Origin of the sequence: Enterobacter sp. JBIWA008 (genome assembly GCF_019968765.1) — a bacterium.
Taxonomy (GTDB): Bacteria; Pseudomonadota; Gammaproteobacteria; order Enterobacterales; family Enterobacteriaceae; genus Enterobacter.
In genome coordinates this window covers 1,640,912-1,660,438 of the sequence record NZ_CP074149.1, presented here as the reverse complement: position 1 = coordinate 1,660,438, position 19,527 = coordinate 1,640,912, and the positions used below count along the sequence as shown (strand labels likewise).

Sequence of the window (19,527 nt, the reverse complement as noted above, 5' to 3'; positions counted from 1 at the left end):
GTGGGTTAATTTTTATTACGCTAACGCTTTAGCAATCTTCTCGTACAGATCGCCAGACAGGTTTTCCAGCCCTTTCAGCTGCTCAAGCGCGGCACGCATCTTCGCCTGACGCTTCTCATCGTAGCGTTTCAGACGGATCAGCGGCTCTATCAGACGCGACGCCACCTGCGGATTACGGCTGTTCAGCTCGGTCAGCATTTCCACCATGAACTGATAACCGCTGCCGTCTTCGGCATGGAATGCGGCCGGGTTGCTGCTGGCAAACGCGCCAATCAGCGAGCGCACGCGGTTTGGGTTGCTCAGGGTAAAGGAACGATGCTTCAGCAGGCTGCGCACGTTGCTGAGCGCATCGGCCGCCGGGCTGGTCGCCTGCAGGATGAACCACTTGTCCATCACCAGGCCATCCTGATGCCACTTGTCGTCGTACTCCTGCATCAGCGCATCGCGGCACGGCAGTTCGGCGGCAACGCTTGCGCCCAGTGCGGCCAGCGCGTCGGTCATGTTATCCGCTTCGTGATACTGCTTGCTCACCAGGGTGTTCGCCAGTTCAGTTTCACCAAACGCCAGATAGCGCAGGCAGGTATTACGCAGAGAACGTTTACCAATGTCCGCGTGCTCAACGCGATAAGCGTCAAGCTTGTTGGCGTTATAAATGGCGAGGAACTCGTCCGCCAGTTCAGCAGCCAGCGTACGGGTCAGCGCTTCACGCACCGCCACGATCGCGATCGGATCGATAATCTCGAACAACTCCGCAATTTCAGTTGCAGATGGCAGAGTCAGAATTTCAGCGGCCAGCGCCGGGTCAATCTTCTCATCCAGCAGGATCGCGCGGAACGCGTCAGCCACATGGACAGGCAGCGACAGCGGCTGACCCTGCTGATGACGGTTTACGTTGATCTTAATGTAGGTTGCCAGCAGGCTTTGCGCCGCGTCCCAGCGGGAGAAATCGTTACGCGCGTGACGCATCAGGAACGTCAGCTGCTGATCGCTCCACTTGTATTCCAGCTTCACCGGCGCGGAAAATTCACACAGCAGCGCAGGCACCGGCTGGAAGTAGACGTTATCGAAGATAAAGGTCTGCTCGGCCTGGGTCACGTTCAGCACGTGGTGTACCGGGTGGCCGCCCTTCTGGAGCGGGATGACTTTGCCTTCGTTATCGTACAGCTCAATGCTGAACGGAATATGCAGCGGATATTTCTCTTCCTGCTCTGCCGTCGGCGGCGTGCGCTGGCTGATGGTCAGGGTGTACTGCTCGGTTTCCGGATTGTAATCGTCTTTGACGGTGACAACTGGCGTCCCGGCCTGGCTGTACCAGCGGCGGAAGTGAGAGAGATCGACATTAGAGGCATCTTCCATCGCCTGCACAAAGTCGTCGCAGGTGGCCGCGCTGCCGTCATGACGCTCGAAGTACAGCTGCATGCCTTTCTGGAAGTTCTCCTCGCCCAGCAGGGTGTGGATCATGCGGATAATTTCAGCGCCCTTCTCGTACACCGTCAGGGTGTAGAAGTTGTTCATCTCGATGACTTTATCTGGGCGGATCGGGTGCGCCATTGGGCTGGCATCTTCCGCAAACTGTAGTCCACGCATGGTACGCACGTTGTTGATGCGGTTCACCGCGCGTGAACCGAGATCGGAGCTGAACTCCTGGTCACGGAAGACGGTCAGGCCCTCTTTCAGGCTCAGCTGGAACCAGTCGCGGCAGGTGACGCGGTTACCGGTCCAGTTGTGGAAATATTCGTGGCCGATAACGCGTTCGATATCGAGGTAGTCTTTGTCGGTTGCGGTATCGGTACGCGCCAGCACGTATTTGGAGTTAAAGACGTTAAGGCCTTTGTTCTCCATTGCGCCCATGTTGAAGAAATCAACGGCGACGATCATATAGATGTCGAGGTCATATTCGAGGCCGAAGCGCTCTTCGTCCCACTTCATGGAGTTGATGAGCGAGGTCATCGCCCACGGCGCGCGGTCCAGGTTGCCGCGGTCAACAAACAGCTCCAGCGCCACTTCGCGGCCTGAGCGCGTTTTGAAGGTGTCGCGCAGCACGTCGAAGTCCCCCGCCACCAGCGCAAAAAGGTAGCACGGTTTCGGGAAGGGATCCTGCCACTGCACCCAGTGACGGCCATTCTCCAGCTCGCCTTCGCCTACGCGGTTACCGTTGGAGAGCAGGAAGGGATACAGGGTTTTATCGGCGATGATTTTGGTGGTGAAGCGCGCCAGGACGTCCGGACGGTCGAGATACCACGTAATGTGGCGGAACCCTTCCGCTTCACACTGGGTACACAGCGCCACGCCCGACTGGTAAAGCCCTTCCAGCGCGGTGTTGGCGGCTGGGCTGATTTCATTCACGATGCGCAGCGTAAACTGTTCCGGCAGGTTGTCGATGACCAGCTGGTTGTTTTCTTCCTTATAGTCCGACCAGGCTTCATCATTAATATGCAGGGAGACCAGCGTCAGGTCTTCACCATCCAGACGCAGCGGCACCGCAGTTGCGCTATGGCGCGTAACCTGGCTCACTGCCGTGACAACGGTTTTAGTGGCATCCAGGTCAAAAGTCAGATCGATTTCGCTAATCAGGTAATCCGGCGCACGGTAGTCGTGGCGGTATTTGGCTTGTGGCTGTTGTGTCATAGAAAACCTTATGCATCGTTTGTCGAGTAACGTTTCAATATATTCCTGTTGCGCAAATCGCGCTATGCAGAATGTTCATCTTTTCAGGGTCAAAACCTTTTTTTGCTACATTTGTATAACACGGGGCACAAAATGCCCTCGACCATAAAACGCGCTTATGTTGTGATCGGGGTTCAATAAATCACTAAACAAGGTATACTCCGGAGTTGTTTATTGTACTAAACGCTCCTGTGAGAGGATGCTACTGCGCACCTATGACTCAATTCGCTTCTCCAGTTCTGCATACGTTGCTGGATACCGACGCGTATAAACTGCATATGCAGCAAGCCGTTTTCCACCATTACTATGACGTTCATGTCGCGGCGGAATTCCGCTGTCGTGGCGACGACTTGCTCGGTATCTACGCAGACGCCATTCGTGAACAGGTCGATGCGATGCAGCATCTGACGCTGCAGGACGAGGAATATCAGTGGCTTTCCGGCCTGCCTTTCTTCAAAACCGACTACCTGAACTGGCTGCGCGATTTCCGCTATAAGCCGGAGCAGGTCACCGTGCTTAACGATAACGGCAAGCTGGATATTCGCCTTGAAGGTCCGTGGCGGGAAGTGATCATGTGGGAAGTACCGCTTCTGGCGGTGATCAGTGAACTGGCTCACCGCTATCGTTCGCCGGAAACGAGCGTCGAGCAGGCCGTCGCCGCGCTGGAAAACAAACTCGCTGACTTCTCCACGCTGACCGCAGGGCTGGATATGTCCCGCTTCCGCCTGATGGACTTTGGTACGCGGCGCCGTTTTTCGCGTGACGTTCAGGAGGCCATCGTTAAACGTCTGCAGCGGGAGCCGTGGTTCGTGGGCACCAGTAACTACGATCTGGCCCGTCGCCTCAGCCTGACGCCAATGGGTACCCAGGCGCACGAGTGGTTCCAGGCGCATCAGCAGATCAGCCCCGATTTGGCTAACAGCCAGCGCGCAGCACTGGCCGCATGGCTTGAGGAGTACCCGAATCAGCTCGGGATCGCCCTCACCGACTGTATTACGATGGATGCCTTCCTGCGCGACTTTGGTCCCGAGTTCGCTGAACGTTACCAGGGGTTACGCCACGACTCCGGGGATCCGGTTGAATGGGGCGAGAAGGCCATTGCCCATTACCAAAAACTTGGCATTGACCCGATGAGCAAGGTGCTGGTCTTCTCGGATAATCTCGACCTGGCGAAAGCGGTCGACCTCTATCGCCATTTCAGCACCCGTGTGAACCTGAGCTTCGGGATTGGTACCCGTTTGACCTGTGATATTCCTCAGGTGAAACCTCTGAATATCGTGATTAAGCTGGTGGAATGTAACGGCAAGCCGGTGGCAAAACTCTCCGACAGCCCGGGTAAAACCATCTGCCATGACAAAGCGTTTGTCCGCGCATTGCGCAAAGCGTTCGATCTCCCCTTGATCAAAAAAGCCAGTTAAGCGCTTAAGGGAGCCTTTATGGCTCCCTTCTCCTTATTTATTTCTCAATTCTTCTCTTTTGACTGCGAAATTTACTTGTCTGATAGCGGATGGCAGGTAACATAGATATCCCCCCATAAGGGTGGACAAGTGTTTATTTTTTCCGACTATTAACAGAGAGAATATTATGAGCGTTGTGCCTGTAGCCGACGTACTCCAGGGCCGTGTCGCCGTTGACCAGGAAGTCACCGTGCGCGGATGGGTGCGTACCCGCCGAGATTCTAAAGCTGGCATCTCCTTCCTTGCCGTCTATGACGGTTCCTGCTTTGATCCTGTACAGGCCGTCATTAATAATTCTCTGCCCAATTACAATGATGACGTTCTGCGCCTGACAACAGGTTGTTCCGTCATTGTTACCGGCGTGGTTGTGGCATCCCCGGGCCAGGGCCAGAGCTTCGAAATTCAGGCTTCTGCGATTGAAGTCACCGGCTGGGTTGAAGATCCGGACACCTATCCGATGGCGGCAAAACGCCACAGCATCGAATATCTGCGTGAAGTCGCCCACCTGCGTCCGCGTACCAACCTGATTGGTGCGGTGGCGCGCGTGCGTCATACGCTGGCGCAAGCGCTGCATCGTTTCTTCGATGAGCAGGGTTATTTCTGGGTGTCTACCCCACTGATCACCGCGTCCGATACGGAAGGTGCGGGTGAGATGTTCCGCGTTTCAACGCTGGACATGGAAAACCTGCCGCGCACGCCGGAAGGTAAAGTGGACTATGACAAAGACTTCTTTGGTAAAGAGGCCTTCCTGACCGTATCCGGTCAGCTCAACGGCGAAACGTACGCCTGTGCGCTGTCTAAAATCTACACCTTCGGCCCTACCTTCCGTGCCGAAAACTCCAACACCAGCCGTCACCTGGCGGAATTCTGGATGCTGGAGCCTGAAGTGGCGTTCGCCGACCTGGACGATGTTGCGGGTCTGGCGGAAGCGATGCTGAAGTATGTCTTCAAAGCGGTGCTGGAAGAGCGTCCTGACGACATGAAATTCTTCGCCGAGCGCGTAGACAGCGATGCTGTGGCGCGTCTTGAACGCTTCGTCTCTGCCGACTTTGCGCAGGTGGACTATACCGACGCGGTGGCGATCCTCGAGAAATGCGGTGAGACGTTCGAGAACCCGGTTTACTGGGGCGTTGACCTGGCGTCTGAGCACGAACGCTATCTGGCCGAGAAACATTTCAAAGCGCCGGTTGTCGTTAAAAACTACCCGAAAGACATTAAGGCCTTCTATATGCGCCTTAACGAAGACGGTAAAACCGTGGCAGCGATGGACGTTCTGGCGCCGGGCATTGGTGAAATCATCGGTGGCTCTCAGCGTGAAGAACGTCTTGACGTGCTGGACGCGCGTATGGAAGAGATGGGGCTCAACCCCGCTGACTACAGCTGGTACCGCGATCTGCGCCGTTACGGTACCGTACCGCACGCCGGTTTTGGCCTGGGCTTCGAGCGTCTGATTGCCTACGTTACCGGTGTTCAGAACGTACGCGACGTGATCCCGTTCCCACGTACTCCGCGTAACGCCAGCTTCTAATCGCTAAAAGACTAAAATGGCCAGCAGATGCTGGCCATTATTTTATTCTGCATTGTCAGTTTTCGTCAGCGCAAAGTCAGCATCTTTAAACCTTAACCCCGTCACAACCACTACCTGTTACGTTTTGTTTCCGCGAAATATCCAGCCACAAAAAATAAACCCCATTCTTATTGCGATTATTACACCCTCAGGCGATAGCACAAATTTCAACCACTTTTACAGCCATCCGGAAGGCCTTTCACAGACATAAGAAAAAACGAGCCGTTTAAGGTCTGTTTATACGAATCGCCTTTATCTCAATTAATCATAAGGATTTCATATATATAGGATAGGTTTTGTTGTTTAATTCGCCAGGGTGTTCTGAAGTTTGAGGTGGTTCACAAAGTTCCCAAAAATACATACTTAGTTACATATATTTTCTTTTGGTTACTTAATCTTGAGAATTGTAGTACTTTCAGGCTAGCGAAACGCTTCGCCGAATGGAAAGATGCCTGTCAGACACATAAAGACACCAAACTCTCATCAATAGTTCCGGAAATATTTATTGACAGAATTTATTGACGGCAGTGGCGAGTGTCATAAAAAAACCAATGAGGGTAATAAATAATGATGAAGCGCAATATTCTGGCAGTGGTTATCCCTGCTCTGCTGGTAGCTGGTGCAGCTAACGCTGCAGAAATCTATAACAAGAACGGCAACAAGCTGGATCTGTACGGAAAAGTTAATGCTGAGCGTGACTTCGTTACCAATGGCGATAACACCAACAACTCAGATTCAACTTATGCACAGATCGGTTTCAAAGGCGAAACTCAGATCAACGACCAACTGACCGGTTATGGTCAGTGGGAATACCGTGCACTGGCCAGCTCTGCGGAAGGCGAACAGTCTGCAAACAACTCTACTCGTACTCGTCTGGCTTTCGCTGGCCTGAAAATGGCTGACGCTGGCAGCCTCGACTACGGTCGTAACTACGGCATCGTATACGATGTAGAATCCTACACCGACATGGCGCCAACCTGGTCCGGCGAAACATGGGGCGGTGGCAATGTTGATAACTACATGACTAGCCGTTCTACTGGCCTGCTGACCTACCGTAACAACGATTTCTTTGGTCTGGTTGATGGTCTGAGCTTCGGTCTCCAGTACCAGGCTAAAAACGAACGCGCTGACCTGCGTCGTGCGAATGGCGACGGTGTTGGTTACTCTGTAGCTTATGACTTCGGCAGTGGCTTTGCTCTGACTGGCGCGTACAGCAATGCTAACCGTACTCTTGACCAGAAGGCCGATGGTAAAGGCGACAAAGCCGAAGCATGGGCAATTGGCGGTAAATACGATGCAAACAGCCTGTATCTGGCTGCTGTATACGCAGAAACCCGCAATATGAGCCTCCTGGCTAACACCACCGGTTCCAACACTCCTGATGATTCTGGTGACGTGTTCAACGTAGCGAACAAAACCCAGAACTTCGAAGTTATCGCTCAGTACCAGTTCGACTTCGGTCTGCGTCCATCCCTGTCCTACGTCCAGAGTAAAGGTAAAAACCTGAACACCGTATCTGGCGGCGATGCAGATCTGGCTAAATACGTTGAAGTTGGTGCTACTTACTACTTCAACAAAAACTTCAACGTGTCTGCTGACTACCGCATCAACCTGATCGACGAAGATCAGGCCAAGCGCACTGGCGGCGGCTGGGTTGGTACCGACGACCAGGTTGGTCTGGCTGCTGTTTACCAGTTCTAATCAGTACACCACTTTGTTATATGCTTAATGAACAGGGCTTCGGCCCTGTTTTTTTATGCGTGACAGAAAATAATGGCGACTTTTGAAAAGCCGCACGCTTTTCGTCGCAAACGGTTGGCATTTTGTAAATCTACCGTTAACCTGATAGCGGATTTCACTTCTGTAATCACAATGGAACTTCGTCATGTTTGAGAACATTACCGCCGCTCCTGCCGACCCTATTCTGGGCCTGGCCGATCTGTTTCGTGCCGACGACCGCCCTGGCAAAATCAACCTGGGTATTGGTGTATATAAAGATGAAACCGGCAAAACTCCGGTACTGACCAGCGTTAAGAAAGCTGAGCAGTATCTGCTGGAAAACGAAACCACCAAAAACTACCTCGGTATCGATGGTATCCCTGAATTTGGTCGCTGCACCCAGGAGCTGCTGTTCGGTAAAGGTAGCGCAATTGTGAGTGACAAACGTGCCCGTACAGCACAGACCCCAGGCGGTACCGGTGCGCTGCGCGTGGCGGCGGATTTCCTTGCGAAAAACACCTCTGTTAAGCGTGTCTGGGTGAGCAACCCAAGCTGGCCAAACCACAAGAGCGTGTTTAACTCTGCGGGTCTGGAAGTGCGTGAATACGCCTACTACGACGCGGCAAACCACTCTCTCGACTTTGACGGCCTGCTGGCGAGCCTGAGCGAAGCACAGTCAGGTGACGTGGTACTGTTCCACGGCTGCTGCCACAACCCAACCGGTATCGATCCGACGCTTGAGCAGTGGCAACACCTGGCGAAGCTGTCCGTTGAAAAAGGCTGGCTGCCGCTGTTTGACTTTGCCTACCAGGGCTTCGCCCGTGGTCTGGAAGAAGATGCCGAAGGCCTGCGCGCGTTCGCAGCCGTGCATCAGGAGCTGATCGTGGCGAGTTCCTATTCCAAGAACTTCGGTCTGTACAATGAGCGCGTAGGCGCCTGTACGCTGGTTGCAGCTAACGAAGAGACCGTCGATCGCGCGTTCAGCCAGATGAAATCCGTTATCCGCGCTAACTACTCTAACCCGCCGGCACACGGTGCATCTGTCGTTGCGACTATCCTGAGCAACGATGCGCTGCGCGCCATCTGGGAACAAGAGCTGAACGATATGCGTCAGCGCATTCAGCGCATGCGCCTGCTGTTTGTGAACACCCTGGCGGAGAAAGGCGCGGACCGCGACTTCAGCTTTATCATCAAACAGAACGGCATGTTCTCTTTCAGCGGCCTGACCAAAGAGCAGGTTCTACGTCTGCGTGAAGAGTTCGGCGTGTACGCCGTGGCGTCTGGCCGCGTGAACGTTGCAGGCATGACGCCTGACAACATGGCGCCGCTGTGCGAAGCGATTGTCGCCGTACTGTAATTTGCGCCTATAAAAAAGCCTGCGTTATGCAGGCTTTTTTTATGCGGGTTACCAGACAGGCATTTCATCCTGAAGGAACGGATTATGGAGCCGTTCATAGCCCAGCGTTGACTTAGGACCGTGTCCAGGGATAAACGTAACGTCATCACCCAGCGGCAATAACTTTTGTTTAATCGACTGAATCAGCTGCCCGTGGTCGCCGCGCGGAAAATCGCTACGTCCTACGCCACCTTTGAAGATCACATCGCCGGAAATCAGCAGACGGGACTGGTCATCAAAGAAGACGATATGGCCTGGCGTATGCCCAGGACAATGCAACACCTGTAAAGTCACATTCCCTACGCTAACGCTCTCTCCTTCGTTCAGCCAGCGATCGGGCGTCAGGGACTGACACTCATCAAGGCCAAACATGCGGCTTTGGGCGGGTAATCCCTGCAGCCAGAACTCATCTTCTTTTTCCGGGCCGATCACCGGCACACCGTAGTGTTCAGCCAGTTCAGCCGCAGCACCTACATGGTCAAGATGACCATGAGTGAGCAAAATCTGCATCAGCGTGACGCCGCTTGCTGCGACTTCCTGCTTGATTTTCTCAGCGTCACCGCCGGGATCGACAAGCGCGGCCAGTTTAGTCTGTTCGCACCAGATCAATGAACAATTCTGCGAGAACGCGGTAACCGGAATAATACGATAGTTCATACTGCTCCTGTGTTTCGTTATTACCAGTGCCGAACCGGACCGGTATCAATATGCACAAAGTTGCTGCTGGGGTAATATCCTACACCACCTGCGCGCATAGATAACGCGGCTTTGCGAATATTGGCTAACGAAACGCCTTCAATATGGAAATCCATTGCCTGTCCCTTCGTGTGATAGCTTTTTTTCGCTACCCCGCGACTGTGGGCGCGCAGTTCATTATTGGTATCAATCGAGCGATAGCCAGAGATGAGCTGCACCGGCTTGCTGGTGCCCAGCAGGCCCTGAAGGCGGAAAAGCTGATCAAACAGTCCTGGATCGATGGCTTTTATTTTATTCGCGCGGAAATCACGGAAAAAATGGTTAAGTCTTGCTAATTCATCCTGAATATAGCCTCTGCCATCGAAAAACTCCGCTTTTAGCGACTCACCGGTATGCAGATTGTTGAGCGTTAAAACTCGCGGACGAGGTGTCGAGAGGGTGGCAAATGCTGGCGTCGGCAGGATGGCCGCTGCGCCAAGCGCAACACCACCTAACGCCAGCAGTTTGCGGCGATTAGCGTCAAATTTGTCCATGATAATCAGGTCTACAGGTAAAAGAAATCGTAATATGCTTAGCGCACGAAGGGCACCTTAACTGGCAAAACCAGGTACGTCAAGGCGCCCAATCCCAGTGAATACGCGGCTTACAGCGATATAGCCCCTTATTCACCATAACTTACGACAATCATTTTTCCCGAACTACTTCATTTACCTGATTAATTGTTCCGCTTTTGGCAAGATTTGTGCGCCGGATCGCGCGGTGAGATCATAATTGTAAATATCTGTACGATACTGGGTACGTCCGTCTTCGCCCACAAACGCCGTCAGATAGTAAAGATTGACCGGAATATTGTGGCGAATATTAACGTAACGCGTATCCCCCTGTTTCAGGGCATCCGAGATGCGCGTATCGTTCCAGCCCGCATCCTGCAGCAGCATATTGGCCAGCTCAGAGGCTTTGTTCACTCGCACGCAGCCAGAACTCAGCGCGCGAGTATCTTTCTGGAACAGGTTGTGGTTCGGCGTATCGTGCAGGTAGATAGCTTCTGAACTCGGCATATTGAATTTGTAGCGCCCTAAAGAGTTGTGCGCCCCGGGAGCCTGCTGGAAACGGAACGGCAGATTCGACGCAGTGATCGTCGACCAGTCGACCATATAAGGGTCGATGGCCTCTTTACTGTTCCATCCACGCATCACCGTATAGCCATGACGTTCCAGATAGCCCGGATCGTTCCAGACCTTCGGCAGAATGTCTTTTCGCGCCAGGGTCGGCGGTACGTTCCACGGCGGGTTAACCACCACGTTATTCAGCGCGCTGCTCATCATCGGTGTTTTACGATCCGGACGCCCGACAATCACGCGCGACGCCAGTTTTTCGCTACCATCCTGATAATAGACCAGGGAATACGCCGGGATGTTAACCATAATCCCGGTAGAGAGCGTTCCCGGCAGCAGGCGCAAACGCTGGATATTGAGCGCCAGCACCCCTGCCCGCTGCGCAGGCGATACGTTCAGCCAGTCGCGCGTCGTCTGGCCAATGACGCCATCGGCCCCCAGCCCCTGAGCGGCCTGGAATTGCTTAACGGCCGCAACCAGCTCGCGATCGTAAGCCGCAGGTTTGCTGCTCAGGACATCGGCTTTCTTCTCTTTCACAGGAGCTGACGGGCTGACGGCGACGTTTTGTGGATCATCACCCGGGAGAGCAATCTTTGGCCCGCCTTCCAGAATACCGGAACGCACCAGGATCTCGCGCAGGGCCGGCACATCGCTGCTCCACTGCCCCGGACGCAGCGTCGCGGTAGCGCGCATTTGCGGCCATGGACGCGTGTCCCCCACCAGCGCGAGGAGCGACTGGTGCAGAGTGGCATATTGTGGATGCGCCGGTGCGAGGCTGGCAATAAAGCGCGGCAGTTCGCCGTTATCCAGCGCTAACTGCCATTGGTTAATCACCGACAGCGCCGGCGTCGCCAGCTTGTACGGCTTATCGCTGTATAGCCAACGGTTGCCATTGACCGGAATACCCGCCACGAACTGCAGGTAGCCCATCATGGCATCGGAAAGCACCACGTCCCGCGCCTGCCCGGTGACGGCAGGATCGGTTAACAGCTCAACCCACTTTGTAAACTGCGGCTGAAACCCGGCAATTGCGACCTCTGCCAGCTGCTGCTGGAAGGCGCGCACGGCATCGCGGTTTTCCCACATCGGTTTCATATCGCGGGCAGCATAGAGGAGCGTGAGCTGATTGATATAGACAGGCGTGTAGCCTGACGGCAGCTCCGACTGCAGCTGCTGACTGAGCGATTCGACGTCGATGCCTTCCGGCAGCGGTTTAATACCGGCCATGATCGCCGTCGCCGGAGATTGCTCCAGCGGCTGGGACAACGACGTTGGCTGAGCACCTGTCGTTGCCGAGCTGTCAGTCGGCACAATTTCAGGCTCATCGGCCTGGGCGGTTAACAGCGGAGCAAACATCACTGCCAGGCATAAACTCAGCGCAGACAGCTGACGACCACATTCTTTCTTTAGCAACATCCCTTGCCCCCTGTTTTCACGACATGCCCATCACGTTGGGGCTTTCTTTCATTATAGGTAGACGTCTAAGCTGTTGCCTTACCTTATGTAAAGAAGTTTAAAGATAACGCAGTCCTAAGCACAAGTTAAGTTTAAAAAAAAAGCGGCGCCAGGGCGCCGCTTCGGATCGGAAAACGCGTCAGGAAGCGTCCGCCGTGGTTTCCGGTAGTGACTCTGGCGGCTGCGGCGCAAAGCCACGCAGCCCCACAACGTGAACGTGTTCACTGTTCTGGAACACTTTACGCACCAGCTTGTAGGTTGTCCCTTTTTCAGGACTGATGTTCTCCGGTGCCGCAATGATGAGCTGCATATCAAGACGTTCGCAAAGCTCAAACAGCGTGGCAATGGAGCGCGCATCAAGACGCGCCGCCTCATCCAGGAACAGCAGTCGGCATGGGGAGATGTCTTTGCCGCGCAGGCGACGCGCTTCATCTTCCCAGCTCTGTACGACCATCACCAGAATTGACATCCCGGTACCGATCGCTTCACCGGTAGAGAGCGCCCCGGATTCCGCACGCAGCCAGCCGTCTGAGCCACGGTTTACCTCAACTTCCATTTCCAGGTAGTTACGGTAGTCCAGCAGCTCTTCACCGATGGTTTGCGGCGTACGTTGCCCCATATCAATCTGCGGATTCAGGCGCTGATACAGCTTCGCCAGCGCTTCGGAGAAGGTCAGACGGTTGCTGTTGAACAGATCCTGATGTTGCTCGTGCTGCTCTGAGAGCACTTCCAGCAGCGTCGCATGGGCTTCACGCACGTTGACGTTAAGGCGCACGCTGTTCACCTGGCCAAACGACACGCTTTGCAGACCCTGGTTCAGCTGGCGAATACGGTTCTGCTCACGCTGAATGGTTTTACGAATAATGTTCGCCACGCTGCGGGAGCTGATCGCCAGCTTCTGCTCGCGCGAGGTCAGCTCTTCCGTCAGGCGGCCCAGCTCGATTTCCATCTGTTCGATGGCTTCGACCGGATCGTCGGTACGGATGATGTCCTGACGAATACGCTCGCGCAGGTGCTGGTAAACCGCCACGAAGAACTGAATTTTACGTTCCGGACGTTTCGGATCCTCCGACATACGCAGCACGTCGCGCAGGTGTTCGTTATCCGCCACCGCCAGACGCAGCGCACCCAACGCCTTATCCGACATGGATCGCAACTCATCGGCAGAGAGATACGCCAGTTCACGGCGGTGCAGACGACGCTCAACGTTATTGTCTTTCACCATGCGCATCACCGCGCACCAGCCCGCCTTGGCGGTCACGACCTGTTCGCGCATCTCAAAGTAATCGCGTTCCAGCTTGCGCAGGCGACGGGTCAGGTTATCCATTTCTGCTTCGCAGAAGGTCAGCGCTTTTTCCAGCTGATTACGACGCGCACGGTTATTGCTGAGCTGAGAATGCAGCTCGTCACGACGAATACGCGCGCGTTCTTCTGCCCCGCTGTCGGCACGAACCCCGATGTCCTGAAGCTCTTTCTGCAAATCATTTAACAGCTCTTTCTTGGTGTCGAAGGAGCTTTTCAGCGAGGCCAGCACCTGGTTGTACTGATTCAGCTGAGCGGAGTGGCTGCGCATTGCTTCGCGGGCACGAGTACGTTCCGCTTCCGCCTGCTCAAGGCGCTGGCGCAGTTTTTCGTTCAGGTCGCTGTTACCGCTCAGCATTTCCGCCGAATCGGAGTAGCCAAAGTGGGCCCGACGCTGCACCACTTCCGTCAGGGCAAACGCCTGCTGACGCGCTTCGCGCTGCACCTGCTGCGACCATGCATAATCTTCTTTTAACTGCTCAAACTGTTCCGGGTCGCTCTGCAGTACAGAGACGACAGGCTCGAGCTTCGCCAGCTGATTGCCGTGCTGCTGAACGAAACGCGCGGCTTCCTGCGCTTCATCCAGACGCTCCTGGATCTCGTCCACGCGATCGGCCAGGGTGTCATCCGCCAGCAGATTCAGGCGCGGCAGAATGCGGTTAAGGGCAGCAACGCCCTCTTTCGCCTGTTCAAACTGAACGCGACTCTGCTGGTTATCACTTTCATGACTGGCAATTGCACGTTCCAGCTCGCCACGGCGGGTATTGAGCTTGCGGATTTCGGCTTCCGGATCCGCGTCAAACGCTACGGCGAGATGGCTGCCGATAAAGCGGCTGAACGCCTGATGCAGGCGCTGGGTTTTCTGCACGTCAAAAGACAGGGTCGCAAAACGTTCAGACAGCGTCTCACGCTCGGCGTGCAGGCTCTCGATGCGGCTTTCGCGCGCGGCGCGGCCAAACAGCGGCAGCTCCGGGAAGCGGGAATAACGCCACTGACGGTCGGCAATTTTCACCACCACCGCTTTTTCCAGCTCGTCGACGCTGAATACGCTGTCATCGAACGACTGCGGATCCCCTTCGATCAGGTAGAGATCTTCCGGGCAATCTTCCAGGCCGGCAAGCTGCTCAGAAATCAGCGACAGATCCGGGACCACAATCGCATTGCGGGATGGACCGTACAGCGCGGAGAAGTACGGGGCATCGTCAAGGCCAACGTCGTCATAAATCTCGGACAGCAGCACGCCGCCAAAACGCTCCGCTAGCGCATTCAGGCGTGGATCTTCTGACCCGCCCGGCTGGCTTAAGCGCTCAATTTCTTCATCGACGTCGCGCTTGCGGGCGCCCACTTCGTCACGTTCAACGATGGCTTCACGTTCGCGCTCCAGCAGCTGCTGCAGGTATTCGGTCACTTCCTGACTGGATTCGAACTGCTCGCCGCACTGCTCGCTGAGCTGGTTCAGACTGCTTTGAGCCGCCAGCCAGACCGGCGCACGCTCCAGGAGCGTTTTAGAACGGGACTGAATCTGCTCCAGCTCCTGACGCAGGGTCATACGCTGTTCGCTGGCGTTTGATACGGTATCGGACAGGGCCGCAATACGCGCTTCCAGCTCCTGATGCAGCGCTTCAAGCTCGTCGAAATCGTAATTTTTTCCCTGACGCTTGCAGAATTCCGCCAGAAGACGCTCGGCTTCCTGCTGCTCGCGAAGGCGCTGCTCAAGCTCGTTCAGACGCATACGCAGCGGCTGAACCTGCTCGGCCAGATGGCGCTGGTTCACACCGTCGCGCAGCAGTTCACGGGCAACATCCCAGGCTTCGTTACGCGCCAGCGGGCCGTTAATCGCAACGACTAACTGATAAGCCTGCTCAAACTGGCTGTGCGCCGTTTGCGCGACGCTCATTTTCTGTTCGAGGGACAGCAGCTTCTCGGTGGCTTCCTGCTCTTTGGCCTGGAAAGTATCCAGCCACTCGTCGGCGCTGTCCGGCGTCAGATCAGGCAGATGGCAAAGCTCTTTCGCACGCTGTAATGCCTGCAGTGCCTGAGTGTACTGAATCGCACGGGTCTGCTGCACGTCAAGTGCCTGCTGGTAATCGGCAAGCTGGCTTTTCAGCTCATCCACTTCCAGCTCGGCGGCTTCGGCGCGGGCTTCGTTCTCTTCCTGCATGTCGGCGGCTTCAGCCACCACTTCATTCTGCTCTTCGAGGCGAATTTGCAGCTCGTCGAGGTCCGCTTCATAGCGCTCGATTTTTTCCTGCTGACGCAGCGCGGTCTGCACCAGGTTCAGGTGATCGCTGGCGGCCTGGTAATCGGCCTCCAGGTCGCCTTCAGCACCGTTGTGCTCACCCAGCTCGCGCGCCATCTCGACGTGCTTGTACTGCTCGGCCACCAGCTGTTTACGAGAGGTAAACAGCTCGCGACGGTATTCTAATGCCTGATCGAGATGCACGCGCCGCTCGTTGGCGTGGCGCATATAGTCTGCCGCCACGTAGTTGGTGGCTTCGCTTATCAGGTGTTTAAACAGGTCACGGTCAGACTGGGTAACGCGGATCGCTTCCAGCGTCATACGGTTTTCACGCAGCGCCGCTTCCATATCCTGGAAGGCCTTACGCACCCCGCTGTTTTCCGGCAGCAGGTAGTCGCGCAGGGAGCGGGTAATCGCGCTGGAGATACCGCCGTACAGAGACGCTTCGATCAGGCGGTAGTATTTGCTACGGTCTGATGCGGTGCGCAGACGACGCGCCACCACGCCCAGATCGAACATCAGCGAATGGTAGTCGGTAATAGAGTTGAACTGCTTGAACTGCACGCCTTCGATGGCTTCAAGCTTGTCCTTCAGCTCCTGCAGCGTCAGCACGCGCGCCTGACGTTCGTTCAGGGTTTCCGTCAGCAGCGCCGTCGGCTGCACGGAGGTCGGCAAGCCCTGGATCGCAAACGGCTTGATATCCACTTTACGGTCGCGACCGGCGACCTGCTGCAGGCGTACGCCCACCACCACACGCTGATGACGGGAGTTAATGACGTCCAGAACCGAATAACAGACGCCGGCCTTCAGCTTACCGTGCAGACCTTTATCACGGGAGCCGCTTGTCGCCCCCGCTTCGGTGGTGTTACGGAAGTGAAGCAGCGTCAGATCGGGGATCAGCGCCGTGACAAAGGCCGCCATGGTGGTGGATTTACCCGCACCGTTACCGCCGGAGAGCGTCGTGACCAGCTCATCCAGATCGAACGTTCGGGCAAAGAAGCCGTTCCAGTTAATCAGCGTCAGTGAGCGAAATTTACCGCGTTCAATCATTACTCTTCCTCCCCGCTATCCGGCAGATTCTCTTCATGCTCGTCATTGAGCTGCAAATGGTTTTCCACCGGCATCGCTTCACCGTCGCGGATCATGCGAAGCTGCGCTTCACGCGCGTCATCGCCCGCACGCACGTCGGCGCCGAAGCGGAAGACAGATTCCGTAATGCGGAATTTGCTGCTGTCGTGGCCCATAAACCAGACCATCCCCAGACGACGCAGACGGTTCAGGGAAGAGCGAACTTTTTCCTGTAATTTCTGACGGTCAAGATCCGACCCCGTGGAGCGGTTGTTCACCAGCTTGAGCAGCTTACTCTCATCAGCCAGCGTCAACAGCTCGTCGTAAAGTTCCTGCTGGGTGAAGATCCCTTCATTCGCCAGACGTTCCGGACTGAGGTAGAGGTAGCAAAGAATTTTGCCGACCATCATATCCAGCTCGGAGAGCACGGAACGCGGGATCAGCGTCGTGGAGCGCGGACGCAGGTAGAAAAAACCTTCCGGCGCGCGAATAAGCTCCACGTTGTAACGGGCGTAAAACTCTTCCAGGTACTCCTGGAAGTCCATCAAAAAGGCGTGATTATCCAGCTCGTCTAAGCCAATGTGACGACCGGCACGCAGCTGGCTATCCAGCGCCGGAAATAACGGATTCGCCAGCGCCTGTGCCAGCTTAACGGGCATCACTTGTTCAATATTTGTCAATGACATGCGCCTGTACCTTGGCTCCGTAATCGTTAATTGGCTGCCACTTAGGCGGCAGTCCGGTGAAATCTGCTTGCGCAACGCCCAGGCGCACCGCCTGGTCTACTACAATGCGGGCTATGTCGAAGTGGCGCGCGCGTGGATATTGCGCCAGATAGTCGCGCACCACGAGCCCGAGATCCAGCGGCACTTGTCTGGTTTTGTAGACTGCGAGCTGTTCTTCGATCATCGCCGCAAGCTGCTCGCGAATTTCGTTAAATTCTTCGTATTCCAGATCCGGCGGCAGTTCACCGGTCACCTCTTCATCGCGCAGCGTCATCTCTTCGTCGCGCATATCCAGCAGACGATCGGCACTGGCGTAGGTCAGCGCCCACGGCGCATCGAAATAGGTCTGCACCGACTGACGCAGACGCTGAGCAAAGACGCGGTTTTTATCCATATCAATCGCGGTACGGATAAATTTATGCACGTGCCGGTCGTAGCCGATCCACAGGTCTATCGACTGCTGGCCCCAGCTGATAATGCGGTCGAGTTTGCTCTGCAGATCGAACACCAGGCGGTCGACAAAATGCAGATCGTCGTGCGCGAGCGTCGCGTCCTGGATGCGCAGCAGGTTAGCCTGCAGCTTGTCACCTGCGGCTTCCAGCGTATCCTGGAGCTCACGCAGCGTGCCGGAGGTTTCTGACAGCAAAAGTTCACAGCTGGAGATGGCCGCTCGCCAGTCTTTATTCAGCAGCTGCGCGATATCGTCTTTCACCTGCTGTTGCTGTTCATCCATCAGGCGCTGGGTGAGATCGATACTGTCGAAAATCTCGGCCACCGAATATTTCAGCGGCGCGTAGACGTTACGGTGCCAGTGGAATTCGTCACCGTTTTCATCCGCCGCGTCGGCGGCGCGCTTAAGCTCACCCGCCACGATCGAGAGCTGCATGGAAAGACGCAGCGTGGAAAATTCACGCTGGCGGATATAGTAATCGGTGATGCCGATGCCCAGCGGCGTCAGGCGATAGATGGCGTTTCCTTCCGCCTGCTCGCTGGTAAAGCGGTTCAGCAGACGTTGACGCACCATATCGTTGATCGCGTTGTTGGCACGCACGCTAATGGTTTCGCTGGTTTGCTCAAACGCATCACTGACATGGCGGAACGCATCCACCAGTTCACCCTCGCTCATTTCACCGTCCAGCCGTTCGCCGTTCAGCGTGGCAACCGCCAGCAGGAAAGAGAGTCTGTCTACCGGCAGCGAGATGGAGAAATCGTTTTTCCTGGCCCAGGCAACCAGTTCGGGGACTGTCTGGGAAAATTCACTCATAGGTTATCCTTGCATCTGCGGCTTGTGCGCGGTGACGTGAATATAGCGGCCAAGGCTGATAAAAGGCTCCTGACGGCAATACCGCGTTTCTAATTCTGTTAAGGTGTCAAAACAGTCACGCTGTTTGTGTTTTTCACGCAGATAATCATGAAACACCCTGACGCCCGTCTTCCCGACGATCTGCCAACCAATCGCTTCCAGCCAGCCATAAACCTGCTGTGGATCGCGCGGATAGTCCGGGGAAAGCGTGCGCTTTTTCTTTTTGGGCATCCCGACCTGCACATAGTCGAAATTTCCTGCAACCATGTTGTGCATCAGGAAGCCGTTAGCATTGTAGAACATCAGCGACAGCGTGCCGCCCGGGCGCAACATCGACCACAGGGTTTGTAACACGCTTTGCGGATCTGCAACCCACTCAAGCACCGCATGAAACAATATCAGATCAACCTGGGTTTCCAAATGCTGTGAGATGTCCTGAGCGGCGCATTGTATAAAATGCATGTTGTCGCTCACACCTTTCTCTTCTGCAGCACGGGTCGCGCGGGCGACCATTTCAGCAGAAAGATCGCAAAGCGTGACGTGATGACCGCGCTCGGCCATTTTTATCGCCGTCTGCCCTTCACCGCCACCGGCGTCCAGCACGCGCAACGTTTGCCCACCAAAGGTGGCCAGAATGGTGTCCAGATCCTGCCAGAGGATCGTCTGACGGAGCTGCCCTTTCGTGGTGCCATAAATGTTGCGCGAAAACTTTTCCGCGATGTCATCAAAATTGCGATCCCGCATTGGGAGAGTTCCACTCGCTAACTGCAAAACCGCTATTTTGTCACACCCGCGCGGAGAATGAACCTCTCTGGTGT

12 protein-coding genes are annotated in these 19,527 nt (G+C 55.3%); 4 read left to right on the top strand and 8 right to left on the bottom strand.

Annotated features, from left to right (window positions below):
* Positions 1–15: 15 nt before the first annotated feature.
* Positions 16–2,628 (bottom strand): aminopeptidase N, encoded by a 2,613-nt coding sequence (pepN, locus tag KGP24_RS07965; RefSeq protein WP_223562940.1) that lies wholly within the window; start codon positions 2,626–2,628, stop codon positions 16–18.
* Positions 2,629–2,882: 254 nt separating this feature from the next.
* Between pepN and pncB the strand changes: the two genes are divergently transcribed.
* The 4 genes from pncB (at position 2,883) to aspC (ending at position 8,767) form a co-directional block, all read left to right on the top strand.
* Positions 2,883–4,085 (top strand): nicotinate phosphoribosyltransferase, encoded by a 1,203-nt coding sequence (gene pncB / locus KGP24_RS07960; protein ID WP_223562939.1) that lies wholly within the window; start codon positions 2,883–2,885, stop codon positions 4,083–4,085.
* Between the two features lie 166 nt (positions 4,086–4,251).
* Complete coding sequence (gene asnS / locus KGP24_RS07955; protein ID WP_029739509.1) at positions 4,252–5,652, top strand: asparagine--tRNA ligase; 1,401 nt, start codon at positions 4,252–4,254, stop codon at positions 5,650–5,652.
* A gap of 606 nt (positions 5,653–6,258) precedes the next feature.
* Positions 6,259–7,392, top strand: a complete 1,134-nt coding sequence (locus tag KGP24_RS07950) for a porin (protein WP_282454304.1) — start codon at positions 6,259–6,261, stop codon at positions 7,390–7,392.
* A 184-nt stretch (positions 7,393–7,576) separates the two neighbouring features.
* Entirely contained in the window at positions 7,577–8,767 is a 1,191-nt protein-coding gene (gene aspC, locus KGP24_RS07945; protein WP_223562938.1) for an aspartate transaminase, read from the top strand.
* A 48-nt stretch (positions 8,768–8,815) separates the two neighbouring features.
* On the opposite strand, the gene KGP24_RS07940 is transcribed toward aspC, so the two are convergent.
* From KGP24_RS07940 to cmoM, 7 genes are all read right to left on the bottom strand, one after another.
* Entirely contained in the window at positions 8,816–9,463 is a 648-nt protein-coding gene (locus KGP24_RS07940; RefSeq protein WP_223562937.1) for an MBL fold metallo-hydrolase, read from the bottom strand.
* 20 nt (positions 9,464–9,483) lie between these two features.
* Positions 9,484–10,035, bottom strand: a complete 552-nt coding sequence (locus tag KGP24_RS07935; RefSeq protein WP_032639289.1) for a YcbK family protein — start codon at positions 10,033–10,035, stop codon at positions 9,484–9,486.
* A gap of 174 nt (positions 10,036–10,209) precedes the next feature.
* On the bottom strand, positions 10,210–12,033 hold the full coding sequence (gene ldtD, locus KGP24_RS07930) for a L,D-transpeptidase (RefSeq protein WP_223562936.1): 1,824 nt from the start codon (positions 12,031–12,033) through the stop codon (positions 10,210–10,212).
* A 178-nt stretch (positions 12,034–12,211) separates the two neighbouring features.
* Positions 12,212–16,663: a chromosome partition protein MukB gene (gene mukB, locus KGP24_RS07925; protein ID WP_223562935.1), complete on the bottom strand. Its 4,452-nt coding sequence runs from the start codon at positions 16,661–16,663 to the stop codon at positions 12,212–12,214.
* Complete coding sequence (gene mukE, locus KGP24_RS07920) at positions 16,663–17,367, bottom strand: chromosome partition protein MukE (RefSeq protein WP_008499954.1); 705 nt, start codon at positions 17,365–17,367, stop codon at positions 16,663–16,665. The genes mukB and mukE overlap by 1 nt, the downstream gene beginning before the upstream one ends.
* Complete coding sequence (gene mukF / locus KGP24_RS07915) at positions 17,348–18,670, bottom strand: chromosome partition protein MukF (protein ID WP_223562934.1); 1,323 nt, start codon at positions 18,668–18,670, stop codon at positions 17,348–17,350. The genes mukE and mukF overlap by 20 nt, the downstream gene beginning before the upstream one ends.
* Positions 18,671–18,673: 3 nt before the next feature.
* On the bottom strand, positions 18,674–19,453 hold the full coding sequence (gene cmoM, locus KGP24_RS07910; RefSeq protein WP_198885082.1) for a tRNA uridine 5-oxyacetic acid(34) methyltransferase CmoM: 780 nt from the start codon (positions 19,451–19,453) through the stop codon (positions 18,674–18,676).
* Between the last annotated feature and the right edge of the window lie 74 nt (positions 19,454–19,527).